Here is a 12,266-nt window from a genome sequence, read left to right on the forward strand (position 1 = left end):
CCGGCCGGGTATCCGCCGGAAGAACCGGTTCCAAGGGAGGATGATCATGGCAGCGCCGTCGTCGGTGACCGAACGCGAGCGCAAGTACGAGATCGTCGCGGGCAGCGGGGTGCCGAGGCTCGTCGGCGTCGCCGGTGTCGCGACGCAGGACGACCCGGTCGAGCAGATCCTCGACGCGTCCTACTACGACACCGAGACGTTCCGGCTGGCCAGGAGCGGCATCACGCTGCGACGGCGCGTCGGCGGCCACGACGCGGGCTGGCACCTCAAGCTGCCGGTCTCCGCCGACGAACGGCAGGAGATCCAGCTGCCGCTGGGCGGCGACCCGAACAAGGTCCCCGGCCGGCTGCGCCGCCTCGTGCGCGCGTTCACGCTGGGGGAGAAGCTGGTGCCGATCGCGCACCTGCGCACCGACCGCTTCGCCCACCGCCTGGCCGACGGCGACGGCCGGACGGTCGCGACGCTCACCGACGACCACGTCACCGGCGAGGCCGGCGGTGAGAGCGCGCGGCTCGACGAGTGGCGCGAGCTCGAACTCGAACTCGAACCCGAGACCGACCCCGGCCGGCTCGACGACTTCGACCGGGCCCTGGCCGAAGCCGGTGCGTCGGCCTCGCCGTGGCCGTCCAAGCTGCGGCGCCTGATCGGCGACCGCGTCCCGGCGCCGCCGCGCGGCCGCAAGAAGCCGACGGCGGGCGACGTCGTGCTCGCCTCGCTGCGCGACCACTACGCCGCCCTGCGCCGCGCGGACGTCGGGGTCCGGCTGGACGTCGAGGACTCCGTGCACCAGATGCGCGTCGCGACCCGGAAGCTGCGCAGCGCCCTGCGCACGTTCGGGTCCATTGTGGACAAGGACGCGACCGGGCCGCTCGCGGCCGAGCTGAAGTGGCTCGGGCAGCAGCTCGCCCCGGCGCGCGACACCGAGGTCACCGAGCAGCGGCTGGGCGAGCGGCTCGACGACGTCCCGTCGGAGCTGGTGTTCGGGCCGCTGCGCCAGTACCTCACCCGCTACTTCGCCCGGGAGGCCGAGGAGGGCCGGACCCGGGCGATGGCGACGCTCACCGGCAAGCGCTACCTGAAGCTGCTGCGCGCGCTGGACACCGTCGTCGAGGAACCGCCGCTGACCCGTCAGGCCCGCAAGCCCGCGAAGGCCGCGCTGCGCGAGCCGGTCCGCAAGGCGGCGAAGAAGCTGCGTCGCGCCGAAGCGGTGGCGAGCGGCAAGGAAGGCCACGAGCGGGAAACGGCCCTGCACGACGTCCGCAAGAAGGCCAAGCGGGCCCGCTACGCCGCCGACACCGTCAAACCGGTCTACGGCAAGAAGCTGCGGGCGTGGCGCAAGAACGTCAAGGCCGTGCAGGGCACGCTGGGCGAGCACCAGGACACCGTGGTCGGCCGGGACGTCCTGCACCACCTGACGATCGCCGGGCACGGTGAAGGGCAGAACACCTTCACGTTCGGTCTGCTCTACGCGCGTGACGCCGCGGCGGCGGACGAGCTGCGCGAGTGGTTCGCGGGGGAGTGGCGGCGGCTGCGCAAGGGTGACCGCCCGGGCTGGCTCTGAGCAGCACGACGTCGTGAACGAGTCATTCAGGACCGGGGAGGTCCTGAATGACTCATTCAAGACGGGAGGGGCAGGGGCGCGGGAGCCGGCGGGCGTCAGCCTTCGCCGGTGAGCTTCCCGCGGAGCTGCTCCAGGGTCTGCGACAGCAGCCGGGAGACGTGCATCTGGGAGATGCCGACGCGGTCGGCGATCTGCGTCTGGGTCAGTCCGCCGAAGAACCGCATCACCAGGATGGCGCGCTCGCGCTTGGGCAGTTCCTGCAGGAGCGGCTGGAGGGCCTCGTGGTTTTCCACCATGGCCATCTCGTGGTCGGGTTCCCCCATGGTGTCCGCCAGCGACAGCGCCTCCGCGTCGTCGTGCACCGGCTTGTCGACCGACAGCGCCTGGTAGGCGTTGCCGGCCACGAGCCCTTCGCGGACCTCTTCGACGTCCAGGTTGAGGTGCTCGGCCAGCTCGGTCGGCGTCGGGGCGCGGCCGAGGCGCTGCGACAGCACCGCCGAGCCCTGGCTCAGGGACAGGTGCAGCTCCTTGAGGCGCCGCGGGACCCGCACCGACCAGCCGGTGTCCCGGAAGTGCCGCCGCACCTCGCCCATGATCGTCGGCACGGCGAAGGACAGGAAGTCGTGACCCCGGGTGGGGTCGAACCGGTCGACGGCGTTGATCAGGCCGATCCGCGCCACCTGCACCAGGTCTTCCCGGGGCTCGCCGCGCCCGGAGAACCGGGTCGCGATGTGCTCGGCCAGCGGCAGGAGCTCGGTCACCAGCTTGCTCCGGACCACCTCCCGCCGCGGGTCGCCGTCGTCGAGGGTCCCCAGTTCCTCGAACAGCGGCTCGCAGTGGGCGTATTCGTCCGGGCGGTGGAGGAGGGTTTTCCGCTCGCCGCTCACGCGCTCGTTCCCGGGTTCAGCACCAGCTCGATCGTGACGATGCCCGCGCCTCCACCGGGAAGGACGTCGCAGTGCGCGGTCACCGACCGGCTCAGCGTGGTGAGCACGTGCCAGCCGAACGTGCGGTCGCTGGGCGGCCGCGGGTCCGCCGACCGGGTGGACACGACGACGTGGAGGCCGTCGGCCGCCTGCAGGAACCGGCAGTGCAGCTGCGTGCCGAGCTCGGCCAGCTGGACCAGCTGTGCGCAGGCTTCGTCGACGGCCATCTTCGCGTCGGCGATGGCGTCCAGCCCGAAGTCCGCGCGCGAGACGACCCCGTGCGTCAGCATCCGGACCAGCGGGATCTGCTCCGCCATGGCGGGCAGGCGCAGCTCGACGGGCTCTTCGAGCAGCTCGTCCAACGTCGGCTTGCTGCCGTGCGAGCCGCCGCTTCGTGTTTCTTCCATGCGGGAGGTACTACCCATCTGGGGGAAAGCCGACACTTGCTGATCAGGGGTTTCCGGTTTCGTCACCGGCCCAGCGCCCGTTCGAGTTCCTTCTTGGTCATCGTCGAGCGGCCGTTGATGTTCCGCTTCTTCGCTTCGTTGTAGAGCTGGTCCTTGGTCGGACCGCCCGGTCCCTTGCGGTTGCCGGAGCGCTCGCCGCCGCGCTTCTGCGGCGACTTGTCCTTCACCGACGTCTTGCTGGCCTGCCGGGACTCGCCCGACTGCGCGCGGTTCTTGTTCACGGTCCGGGCCGCGATCTCCTTGGCCCGCTTCGTGCTCGCCCCGCGGTCCTCGGCCGAGTCCTTGACGTGCTCATACTGCCGTTCGCGCTTGGCACTCCACGACTGGGGCATGGCACACTCCTTCCGCTCGCGGGCGGGGTACCCGGTTGATCACCCGGTAAACCACCGCGACGGTCGGTTACCCGCGCCACCGGGTGGGTACGCGGGGAGCTGACCGATTGGAGGCGCCGATGAAGATCGGCTACACGCTGATGACCGAGCAGGCCGGCCCGAACGACCTGGTCCGGTTCGCCGCCGGCGCGGAACAGGCCGGCTTCGACTTCGAGGTCATGAGCGACCACTACTCGCCCTGGCTGGACGAGCAGGGGCACGCGCCCTACGCCTGGAGCGTGCTGGGCGCGGTCACCCAGAGCACCGGGCGCGTCGAGCTGATGACCTACGTGACCTGCCCGACCATGCGCTACCACCCGGCCGTCGTGGCGCAGAAGGCGGCGACGGTCCAGGCGCTTTCGGGCGGCCGGTTCACCCTCGGGCTCGGCGCGGGGGAGAACCTCAACGAGCACGTCGTCGGCCGCGGCTGGCCGCCGGCGAACGTGCGCCACGACATGCTCGCCGAGGCCCTGCAGATCATCGGCGGCCTGTTCGACGGCGGGTACTTCGACTACGAGGGCAAGCACTTCCGCGTCGACTCCGCGAAGCTGTGGGACCTGCCGGAGACCCGGGTGCCGATCGGGGTCGCGGTGTCCGGTTCGCAGTCGGTCCGGCGGTTCGCCCCGGTCGCCGACGCGATGATCGCCGTCGAGCCGAAGGCCGAGCTGTCGAGCGAGTGGGACGCGACGAAGCCGGGCCCGCCGAGCCGCAAGATCGGGCAGCTGCCCGTCTCGTGGGGGACCGACCGCGACGCGGCCGTGAAGCGCGCGCACGAGCAGTTCCGCTGGTTCGCCGGCGGCTGGAAGGTCAACGCCGAGCTGCCGGGCCCGGCCGGGTTCGCCGGCGCCACGCAGTTCGTCCGCGAGGACGACGTCGCCGGCTCGATCCCGTGCGGCCCGGACGTCGAGCCGATCGTCGAGGGCCTGCGCGAGTTCGAAAAGGCCGGTTTCACCGACGTCGCCCTGGTCCAGATCGGCGGCGACCAGCAGGACGGCTTCCTCGACTTCGCCGAAAAGGAGCTGCTCCCGGCCCTGCGGGAGTAGTTCCACCCGTTCGGGGGAACGCGGGGCGGGGTGATCAGGAGTACTACGCGGGTTACGGGGCAGTCCGGCGACAGGAGCTGCGGATGACCGAGGTGAAGCCGGCACCGAGCCTGCGGGCGGTGCCGCTGGCGGTGGCGCGGCGGGGACCGAAGGGCGGGACGCTGCTCGCCCTGCTGCGGACCACCGACCCGAAGACGATCGGCCTGCTGTACCTGACGACGTCGTTCGCCTTCTTCATGGCGGGCGGCGCGATGGCGTTGCTGATGCGCGGCGAGCTGGGCCGGCCGGGACTGCAGTTCCTGTCGCCGGAGCAGTACAACCAGCTGTTCACCATGCACGGCACGATCATGCTGCTGCTCTACGCCACCCCGAACCTGTTCGGCTTCGCCAACTACATCCTGCCGCTGCAGATCGGAGCGCCGGACGTCGCGTTCCCCCGGCTCAACGGGTTCGCCTACTGGCTCTACCTGTTCGGCGGGCTGATCGTGATCAGCTCGTTCCTCACCCCGGGCGGGGCGCCGGACTTCGGCTGGACGGCCTACACGCCGCTGTCCAACGCGATCCACTCCCCGGGCGTCGGCGGCGACCTGTGGATCATGGGCCTGATCGTGTCCGGGCTCGGCACCATCCTGGGCGCGGTCAACATGGTCACCACGATCGTGACGCTGCGCGCGCCCGGCATGACGATGTGGCGGATGCCGCTGTTCACCTGGAACATCTTCTTCACGGCCATCCTGATCCTGCTGGCGTTCCCGATCCTCACCGCCGCGCTGTTCGGGCTGGAGGCCGACCGCCGGCTCGGGGCGCACGTGTTCGACCCCGAGAACGGCGGGGTGATCATGTTCCAGCACCTGTTCTGGTTCTTCGGCCACCCCGAGGTCTACATCGTGGCGCTGCCGTACTTCGGCATCGTCACCGAGATCATCCCGGTGTTCAGCCGGAAACCGCTCTACGGCTACCGGCTGATGGTGTTCGCCACGATCGGGATCACCGGCCTGTCGGCGGCGGTCTGGGCGCACCACATGTTCGCCACCGGCGCGGTGCTGCTGCCGTTCTTCTCGATCATGACGTTCTTCATCGCGGTGCCGACCGGGATCAAGTTCTTCAACTGGATCGGCACGATGTGGAAGGGGCACTTGACCTTCGAGACGCCGATGCTGTGGTCCGTCGGCTTCATGGTGACGTTCCTCTTCGGCGGGCTCACCGGGATCATCCTGGCGTCGCCGCCGCTGGACTTCCACGTGACCGACTCCTACTTCGTCGTCGCGCACTTCCACTACGTCCTGTTCGGCACGATCGTGTTCGCGACGTTCGCCGGCATCTACTTCTGGTTCCCGAAGATGACCGGCCGGATGCTCGACGAGGGCCTCGGCAAGTGGCACTTCTGGACGACGTTCATCGGGTTCCACACGACGTTCCTCGTCCAGCACTGGCTCGGTGACGAGGGCATGCCGCGCCGCTACGCGGACTACCTGACCTCGGACGGCTTCACGACGCTGAACACGATCTCGACGATCGGTGCGTTCATCCTGGGCGCGTCGACGCTGCCGTTCATCTGGAACGTGGTGAAGAGCTACCGCTACGGCGAGCAGGTCCTGGTCGACGACCCATGGGGCTTCGGCAACAGCCTCGAATGGGCGACGACGTGCCCGCCGCCGCGGCACAACTTCCTGGACCTGCCGCGGATCCGCTCCGAGCGGCCCGCCTTCGAGCTGCACCACCCGGAGGCGGTGGAGCAGATGAAGGAGGAGCGGTACATCCGGTCGAAGCGGGCGCGGGCCCGCGCGCTGGACCGGGAAGCGGATCCGGGCGGGGCCCGGGAAGGCCACGCGGGCGCGGCGGGTTCGTCGCGCTGAGCCGCCGGTGGTTCGCTAGTTCGCGGTGGTGGCCACCGCCGCCACGAACTCGGCCGCCACCTCGTGGAGCTTCCGGTTGCCGTCCTGGGACCGCTTCACCAGGCGCTGGAACGCCTCTTCCGCGGTGATCCGGTGCGCGGCCATCAGGATCCCCTTGGCCTGGTCGATCACCGCGCGCGTCTCGAGCGCCCGGTTCAGCTGGTCGATCAGCTCACGGGCCGCGAAGTACCGGCGGGCGCTGCGCAGGCCGATCACGACCGTCGCGGTGTACAGCTCGAGGATCTTCGTGCCCAGTTCGCTGAAGCCGTGCTCGCCGAAGCCGAAGAGGTTCACGGCGCCGGACATGTCGTCGTCCACGGTCAGCGGCGCGGCCAGGAAGCTGGCCACCCCGAGCTGCTCGGCCGACGTCACGAACTGCGGCCAGATGTCCCCGACCGCCCCGACGCCGACGCGGACCGGCTGCCCGGTCTCGGCGGCGCGCAGGCACGGCCCGTCCCCGATCCGGTACTGCTCACGGTCGAAGTTCACCGCGCGCTGGTCGGTGCTGGCCACCGTCTCGGGCACGCCTTCGCGCACCAGGGTGATGCTCGCCATGTCCGCCCCCGGCACCACTTGCACGGCGTGGTCGCACACCGCCTGCAGCATCTGCCCGAGGTCGAGCTCGGTGTCCAGCATCGCGGTCAGCGTCTCCATCGCGACCGTGACCTCGTCCAACCGCGCGGTGAGCTGCTCATCGCCGCCCGTCATCCTGGTGACGCCCCTCATTCTCTGTTCTCAGGGCGCTCTGGACCAGGGAGGACCCGGGCGCGCGCCACTAGTGGGCCGCTAGCGCTTTAACGGGTCCAGCGCGAGATTACTGCATCCCGGTCACCCCGGGCACAAGCGGTCACCGCCTCGGCGAGGGCACACGCCCGTTCGGAGCAACGCAGGTTGCGAGCGGTCCGGAGGTGGTTAGGCTCGGGTGACGGTTCAGCACAGCAGCCGGCCTCGGCACACCCTTCGCGGCGCTCCGGCCGCGCACCCAGGACGGCGGCGAACCGGCATGAAGGTCCCCCGACCCCGAAACCCGGCACTCCGGCTGCGCGCGACGTGGCCGGCCCCGCACGCGGTGCGGATCACGGCCCGCGGCGCGATCGACACGACGACGGCGGCGGATCTGGCGACGCTGGTGTCGGACCGCCTGCGCGCGGCCCCGGATCGGCTCGTCCTCGATCTGTCCGAAGTGGACTTCCTCGGTGTCGCGGGGATCCGAGTACTGCTGCGCGCGGCTTTGCAGGCCTCGCAGAACGGAACGGAATTGGTGGTGGAGGCGGGGACGAACTCGTTGGTCCGGCGGGCACTCCGGGTGACGGGGGCGGACCGGCGACTGGCGATTTCGATCGGACGACCCGAGCCCGCCCCGGCCTGAGTGCGACGGCTCGGGGTGCCGCGTGGTTATTCGGCGCCGCTAACCGGCCGGCACCTCGTCCGGCGGTGCCTCGGTCTCGGCACCCGCGTCCGGGCGATGCCCACCGCGCTGGCACGTCGTGCAGATCAGCGTGCGGCCCAAGATGGTTCCGTCGTCGGCCACCACCCGCGCGACGTGCATCGTCGGGAAGCCGCACACTTCGCAGGGCAACGACCCGTCCTCGCGGCTGATGCGGAGCTGGGTGCCCATCCGGCCTCCTGGTGTGACGGGGGTCTCACCTACCTTGCCGGTTCCCCCGTCGGAACCGGGTGAATTCACTCGTTCGGCCTAGCAAGCCCCGTCTCTGGGAACCCGATCGGTGACTCTTGTGTTGGGTGGGATGAGACCGGGTAATCGGCCGGCGACAGGGTTCACCGGGGGATTGCCGGAGGGGAGCGAACATGCGAGACAAGCGGAACGACCTGCGACCGGTGGCGGACCTCCTCCTCGAGGGCGGGGACACGCCGGCACAGGCCGACACCCGGCGCAAGGCGGCGCTGGCCGTCGCGGCGCGGGCGAAAGATCCCGAAGACTGCGCTCAGCTGCTCGACATGCTGGGCCTGCACCGATCGAGCGGCCGCAGCAGCGAAGTCGCCTGACGCACGACCTCGGAGCCCGTCGCGACCGACCCGGTCACGGCGGGCTCCGCTGCGTCACCGTCGGCGTTTCGGGCCGGCGCCACCCGGGTACCGCTGCCGGTGAGGAGGTCGAGACATGGCCAGACCGGTCTGGAGCGGTGCCCTGAGCCTGGGGCTGGTGACCGTCCCCGTGGAGCTGTACCCCGCGGTCGCGGACCACACCATCCACTTCCACCAGTTCGAACGCGGGACGTCGGACCGGATCCGCAACCGGCGGGTCAACGAGCGGACCGGCGACGAGGTCACCCAGGACGAGATCGTCAAGGGCTACGACGTCGGCGGCGGCGACCACGTGCTCGTCGAGCCCGACGAGCTGGACGAGATCGCGCCCGAGCGGTCCCGGCGGATCGACATCGAGCAGTTCGTCGAACTCGACGAGATCGACCCGTGGTTCTTCGACCGCACGTACTGGCTCAAGCCGGCGAAGGAGGACTTCGCCAAGGCGTACGGCCTGCTGCTGCAGGCGATGGACCGCAGCGAGAAGGCCGGTATCGCGAAGTTCGTCCTGCGTGGCAAGGAATACCTGTCGGCGATCCGCGCCGGCGAGGACGTCATGGTGCTCAACACCCTGCACTTCGTCGCCGACCTGCGGAAGCCGAAGGACGTCATGGGCGGGCTGCCCAACCTGCCTAAGCCGCGGCCCAAGGAGCTCGACATGGCGCTCGCGCTCGTGGACGAGATGACCGCGCCGTGGAAGCCCGACGACTACCGCGACGAGTACTCCGAACGCGTCGAAGAGCTCATCAAGGCCAAGAAGCAGGGCAAGGAGATCGCCCACGAAGAGGAGCCGGAGCCCTCGGCCGACGTCGTCGACCTCTTCGAGGCGCTGTCGCGCAGCGTGAAGAACCGCAAGGGTGGCAGCAAGAAACCCGGCAAGAAGCCGGCGAAGAAGAAGGAGCCCGACCTCGCCGAGCTGTCCAAATCGGACCTGGACAAGCTGGCCCGCGAGCAGGGCGTGAAGGGCCGGTCGAAGATGACGCGCGCCGAGCTGGAGAAGGCGCTGAAGGCCTCGTGACGGGGGTGACCGGACCCGGCTGGCGCGAACCGACCCTGGCCACGCTCACCGACCGCCGGTTCTCCGACGACGGCTGGATCTTCGAGCGCAAGCTGGACGGCGTCCGGGCGATCTGCGTGCGCGACTCGGGCCCGCCGACGCTCTACTCGCGCAACCACAAGGTGATGGACAACGCCTACCCGGAGCTCGTCGAAGCGCTGGCGGCCCAGGGCGGCCCGCGGTTCGTGGCGGACGGCGAGATCGTCGCGTTCGACGGCGCCGACACCAGCTTCGCGGCGCTGCAGCCGCGGATCCACGTCAGCGACCCGGACCGCGCGCGGGCCACCGGCGTGCGCGTCCACTACTACCTGTTCGACCTGCTGTACTACGACGACCAAGACACGACCGCGCTGCCGCTGCGGCAGCGCAAGGCGTTGCTGCGCGACGCGTTCGACTTCGAGGACCCGCTCCGGCTCTCCGCCCACCGCAACACCGAGGGCGAGAAGTTCTACGCGGATGCCTGCCGGCGCGGCTGGGAGGGCGTCATCGCGAAGCGCGCGGAGTCGCCGTACCACCACGGACGGTCCCCCGACTGGCTGAAGTTCAAGTGCGCTCAAGGGCAGGAGCTCGTCATCGGCGGCTTCACCGACCCGCAGGGCGCCCGCCACGGCTTCGGCGCGTTGCTGCTCGGCTACCACGAGGACGGTGGCCTGAAGTACGCCGGCAAGGTCGGCACCGGCTTCGACGAGCGGCTCCTGGCCTCCCTGCACGCGCAGCTGCGGGAGCGGGAGACGCCGAAGTCGCCGTTCGCCGAGCCGGTCGCGGAAAAGGGTGCGCACTGGGTCCGGCCGGACCTGGTCGCGCAGATCGGCTTCTCCGAATGGACGCGCGACGGGCGGCTGCGGCACCCGCGGTTCGCCGGGCTGCGCGAGGACAAGAAGGCGGCGGACGTCGTGCGGGAGCGCGGATGAAGATTTCACACGCGGACAAGGTGTACTACCCCGGCGACGGGCTGACGAAGGGCGACGTCGTCGAGTACTACCGCGCGGTCGCCGGCGTCATGGTGCCGCACCTGCGCGGCCGTCCGCTGACGCTGCGGCGCTACCCCGACGGCATCGAGGGCCAGGGCTGGTTCCAGAAGCACCCGGGGGAGCACTTCCCGGACTCGATCCGCGTCGAGAGCGTGCCCCGGCGCGGTGGCGGCACCGACGACTACGTCGTCTGCGAAGACGCCGAAACCCTGGAATACCTGGCGGGGCAGGGCACGCTGGAGTTCCACGTCTGGCTGTCCACTGTGGACGCACCGGAGCGGCCGGACCGGCTGGTGCTCGACCTCGACCCGCCGGACGGCACGCCGGTCGCCGAGCTGCGCGCGGTCGCGCGGCGGATCCGCGACCACTACGAGCGAGTGGGGCTGACGCCGTTCGTCCAGGCGACCGGCGGCCGCGGCTTCCACGTGCTCGCGCCGCTGGACGCGAAGACCGGCACCGAAACCGTGCTCGAGCTGTCCCGCGCGCTCGCCGACCGCGTCGCCGCGGACGACCCGGACCGCCTGACGACGGCGCAGCGCAAGGACAAGCGCGGCGACCGGATCTTCCTGGACGCCAACCGCAACGGCTACGCGCAGACGTTCGTCGCGTCCTACTCGCTGCGCGCCCGCCCGGGTGCCGCGGCGGCCACCCCGCTGGACTGGCGCGAGCTGGGCAAGGCGGACCCGGACGGGTGGAGCCTGGCCAAGGAGAAGCAGCGGCTGGCGCGCAAGGACGACCCGTGGCGGGACCTGGACGCGCACGCGGCGTCCGCCGAGGCGGCGGTGAAGCAGCTCACTTGAGCAGTGCGTTCGCCGCCTTGAGGTCTTCGACGAAGGCCGCGTAGGCCTCGTCGCGGTCGGGGGCGCGCAGGATCGCCGACGGGTGCACGGTCGCGATCGCGGAAGGCATCAGCTCGGCCACGTCCTCGGGCGCCTCCACCGGCTCGCCGCGGTGCTCCGTCAGCTTGAACTTGGTGCCCAGCAGCGACTGCGCGGCCGTCGCGCCCAGCAGCAGCACCAGCGCCGGGCGCACCGCGCGCAGCTCCGCCAGCAGCCACGGCCGGCAGGCGACCACCTCGGTGCGGCCGGGCTTCTGGTGGATGCGGCGCTTCCCGCGTTCGTCGCGCTTGAACTTGAAGTGCTTGACCGCGTTGGTGACGTAGAGCGCCTTCCGGTCGAACCCGGCCTCTTCGAACGCGCGGTCCAGGAGCTTCCCGGCGGGCCCGACGAACGGCTCGCCCGCGAGGTCCTCCTTGTCGCCCGGCTGTTCGCCGACGACCAGGACCTTCGCCCGTTTCGTGCCTTCGCCGAAGACGGTCTGCGTGGCGTCCTCGTACAGGTGACAGCCGTGGCAGCCCGACGCCGCTGACCGCAACCGGTCGAGGTCGGTGGTGTCCGGCGGCTCGGCACCGCGGGTATCCGGCATGTGCCGGGAAATTCCCGCCACGGCGCACGGGTAAACCCGCGCACCCCGGGTAGCCGCGCGGTATCCCGAGAACGGAAGGAGTTCACGATGACCACCGCACGCGAGATCATGACGTCGGACGCGACCTGCGCCCGGGAGTCGGACACCGTGCACGACGCGGCGCAGACCATGGCCCGGCTGAACGTCGGCGCGCTGCCCATCTGCGGCGAGGACAACCGGCTGAAGGGCATGATCACCGACCGCGACATCGTGGTGAAGGTGCTGGCCGAGGGCAAGGACGTCCGCGCGGTCCACGTCGGCGAGCTCGCCCAGGGCGAGGTCGTGACGATCGGTGCGGACGACGGCGCCGAGGAGATCCTGCGCACCATGTCCGAGCACCGCGTCCGCCGGCTCCCGGTGATCGACGGGCACGACCTCGTCGGCATCGTCGCGCAGGCCGACGTCGCCCGCGCGTTGACGAACCCGACGGCAGGCGAGCTCGTCGAGGCTCTGTCCTACGACTGAGCG

Annotated in this window: 15 protein-coding genes; 9 read left to right on the forward strand and 6 right to left on the reverse strand. The window is 70.7% G+C overall.

Translation table 11 applies throughout. The features are described from left to right. The first annotated feature begins 46 nt into the window (after positions 1–46). Positions 47–1,561 (forward strand): CHAD domain-containing protein, encoded by a 1,515-nt coding sequence (locus tag ACIQWX_RS19705; RefSeq protein WP_400872649.1) that lies wholly within the window; start codon positions 47–49, stop codon positions 1,559–1,561. 95 nt (positions 1,562–1,656) lie between these two features. Here the strand turns inward: ACIQWX_RS19705 and ACIQWX_RS19710 are convergent, their stop codons facing one another. The 3 genes from ACIQWX_RS19710 to ACIQWX_RS19720 form a co-directional block, all read right to left on the reverse strand. Next, positions 1,657–2,448, reverse strand: a complete 792-nt coding sequence (locus ACIQWX_RS19710) for a SigB/SigF/SigG family RNA polymerase sigma factor (protein WP_400872652.1) — start codon at positions 2,446–2,448, stop codon at positions 1,657–1,659. Continuing rightward, the gene (locus ACIQWX_RS19715) at positions 2,445–2,894 is read right to left on the reverse strand and encodes an ATP-binding protein (protein ID WP_400872655.1); all 450 of its coding nucleotides are present in this window, start codon (positions 2,892–2,894) and stop codon (positions 2,445–2,447) included. Before ACIQWX_RS19715 ends, ACIQWX_RS19710 begins: the two co-directional genes overlap by 4 nt. Before the next feature lie 62 nt (positions 2,895–2,956). After that, positions 2,957–3,286 (reverse strand): plasmid stabilization protein, encoded by a 330-nt coding sequence (locus ACIQWX_RS19720; RefSeq protein WP_372665490.1) that lies wholly within the window; start codon positions 3,284–3,286, stop codon positions 2,957–2,959. A gap of 119 nt (positions 3,287–3,405) precedes the next feature. Between ACIQWX_RS19720 and ACIQWX_RS19725 the strand changes: the two genes are divergently transcribed. Continuing rightward, complete coding sequence (locus ACIQWX_RS19725; RefSeq protein WP_400872658.1) at positions 3,406–4,368, forward strand: LLM class F420-dependent oxidoreductase; 963 nt, start codon at positions 3,406–3,408, stop codon at positions 4,366–4,368. 83 nt (positions 4,369–4,451) lie between these two features. Next, complete coding sequence (ctaD, locus tag ACIQWX_RS19730; protein ID WP_400872663.1) at positions 4,452–6,224, forward strand: cytochrome c oxidase subunit I; 1,773 nt, start codon at positions 4,452–4,454, stop codon at positions 6,222–6,224. Between the two features lie 15 nt (positions 6,225–6,239). Here the strand turns inward: ctaD and ACIQWX_RS19735 are convergent, their stop codons facing one another. After that, positions 6,240–6,971 carry an ANTAR domain-containing protein gene (locus tag ACIQWX_RS19735; protein ID WP_400872666.1) on the reverse strand — a complete coding sequence of 244 codons (732 nt, stop codon included), beginning with the start codon at positions 6,969–6,971 and terminating at the stop codon, positions 6,240–6,242. A gap of 295 nt (positions 6,972–7,266) precedes the next feature. Between ACIQWX_RS19735 and ACIQWX_RS19740 the strand changes: the two genes are divergently transcribed. Next, positions 7,267–7,632 (forward strand): STAS domain-containing protein, encoded by a 366-nt coding sequence (locus ACIQWX_RS19740; RefSeq protein ID WP_400872669.1) that lies wholly within the window; start codon positions 7,267–7,269, stop codon positions 7,630–7,632. A gap of 39 nt (positions 7,633–7,671) precedes the next feature. Here ACIQWX_RS19740 and ACIQWX_RS19745 read toward each other — a convergent pair whose 3' ends face one another. Beyond that, entirely contained in the window at positions 7,672–7,881 is a 210-nt protein-coding gene (locus tag ACIQWX_RS19745) for a hypothetical protein (RefSeq protein ID WP_400872671.1), read from the reverse strand. Positions 7,882–8,072: 191 nt separating this feature from the next. On the opposite strand from ACIQWX_RS19745, the gene ACIQWX_RS19750 reads away from it, so the two are divergent. The 4 genes from ACIQWX_RS19750 (at position 8,073) to ligD (ACIQWX_RS19765) (ending at position 11,134) form a co-directional block, all read left to right on the forward strand. Further along, positions 8,073–8,270, forward strand: a complete 198-nt coding sequence (locus ACIQWX_RS19750; RefSeq protein ID WP_400872674.1) for a hypothetical protein — start codon at positions 8,073–8,075, stop codon at positions 8,268–8,270. A 115-nt stretch (positions 8,271–8,385) separates the two neighbouring features. Beyond that, positions 8,386–9,324, forward strand: a complete 939-nt coding sequence (locus ACIQWX_RS19755; protein WP_400872676.1) for a Ku protein — start codon at positions 8,386–8,388, stop codon at positions 9,322–9,324. A gap of 5 nt (positions 9,325–9,329) precedes the next feature. Continuing rightward, positions 9,330–10,274, forward strand: coding sequence for a non-homologous end-joining DNA ligase (ligD, locus tag ACIQWX_RS19760; protein WP_400875821.1), 945 nt, complete (start codon positions 9,330–9,332; stop codon positions 10,272–10,274). Continuing rightward, positions 10,271–11,134 carry a non-homologous end-joining DNA ligase gene (gene ligD, locus ACIQWX_RS19765; protein WP_400872678.1) on the forward strand — a complete coding sequence of 288 codons (864 nt, stop codon included), beginning with the start codon at positions 10,271–10,273 and terminating at the stop codon, positions 11,132–11,134. Before ligD (ACIQWX_RS19760) ends, ligD (ACIQWX_RS19765) begins: the two co-directional genes overlap by 4 nt. On the opposite strand, the gene ACIQWX_RS19770 is transcribed toward ligD (ACIQWX_RS19765), so the two are convergent. Continuing rightward, entirely contained in the window at positions 11,127–11,759 is a 633-nt protein-coding gene (locus tag ACIQWX_RS19770; RefSeq protein ID WP_400872681.1) for a UdgX family uracil-DNA binding protein, read from the reverse strand. The genes ligD (ACIQWX_RS19765) and ACIQWX_RS19770 overlap by 8 nt on opposite strands. A gap of 87 nt (positions 11,760–11,846) precedes the next feature. On the opposite strand from ACIQWX_RS19770, the gene ACIQWX_RS19775 reads away from it, so the two are divergent. Beyond that, the gene (locus tag ACIQWX_RS19775) at positions 11,847–12,263 is read left to right on the forward strand and encodes a CBS domain-containing protein (RefSeq protein WP_400872684.1); all 417 of its coding nucleotides are present in this window, start codon (positions 11,847–11,849) and stop codon (positions 12,261–12,263) included. Positions 12,264–12,266: the final 3 nt, after the last annotated feature.

Source organism: Amycolatopsis sp. NPDC098790 (genome assembly GCF_044759945.1).
GTDB lineage: Bacteria > Actinomycetota > Actinomycetes > Mycobacteriales > Pseudonocardiaceae > Amycolatopsis.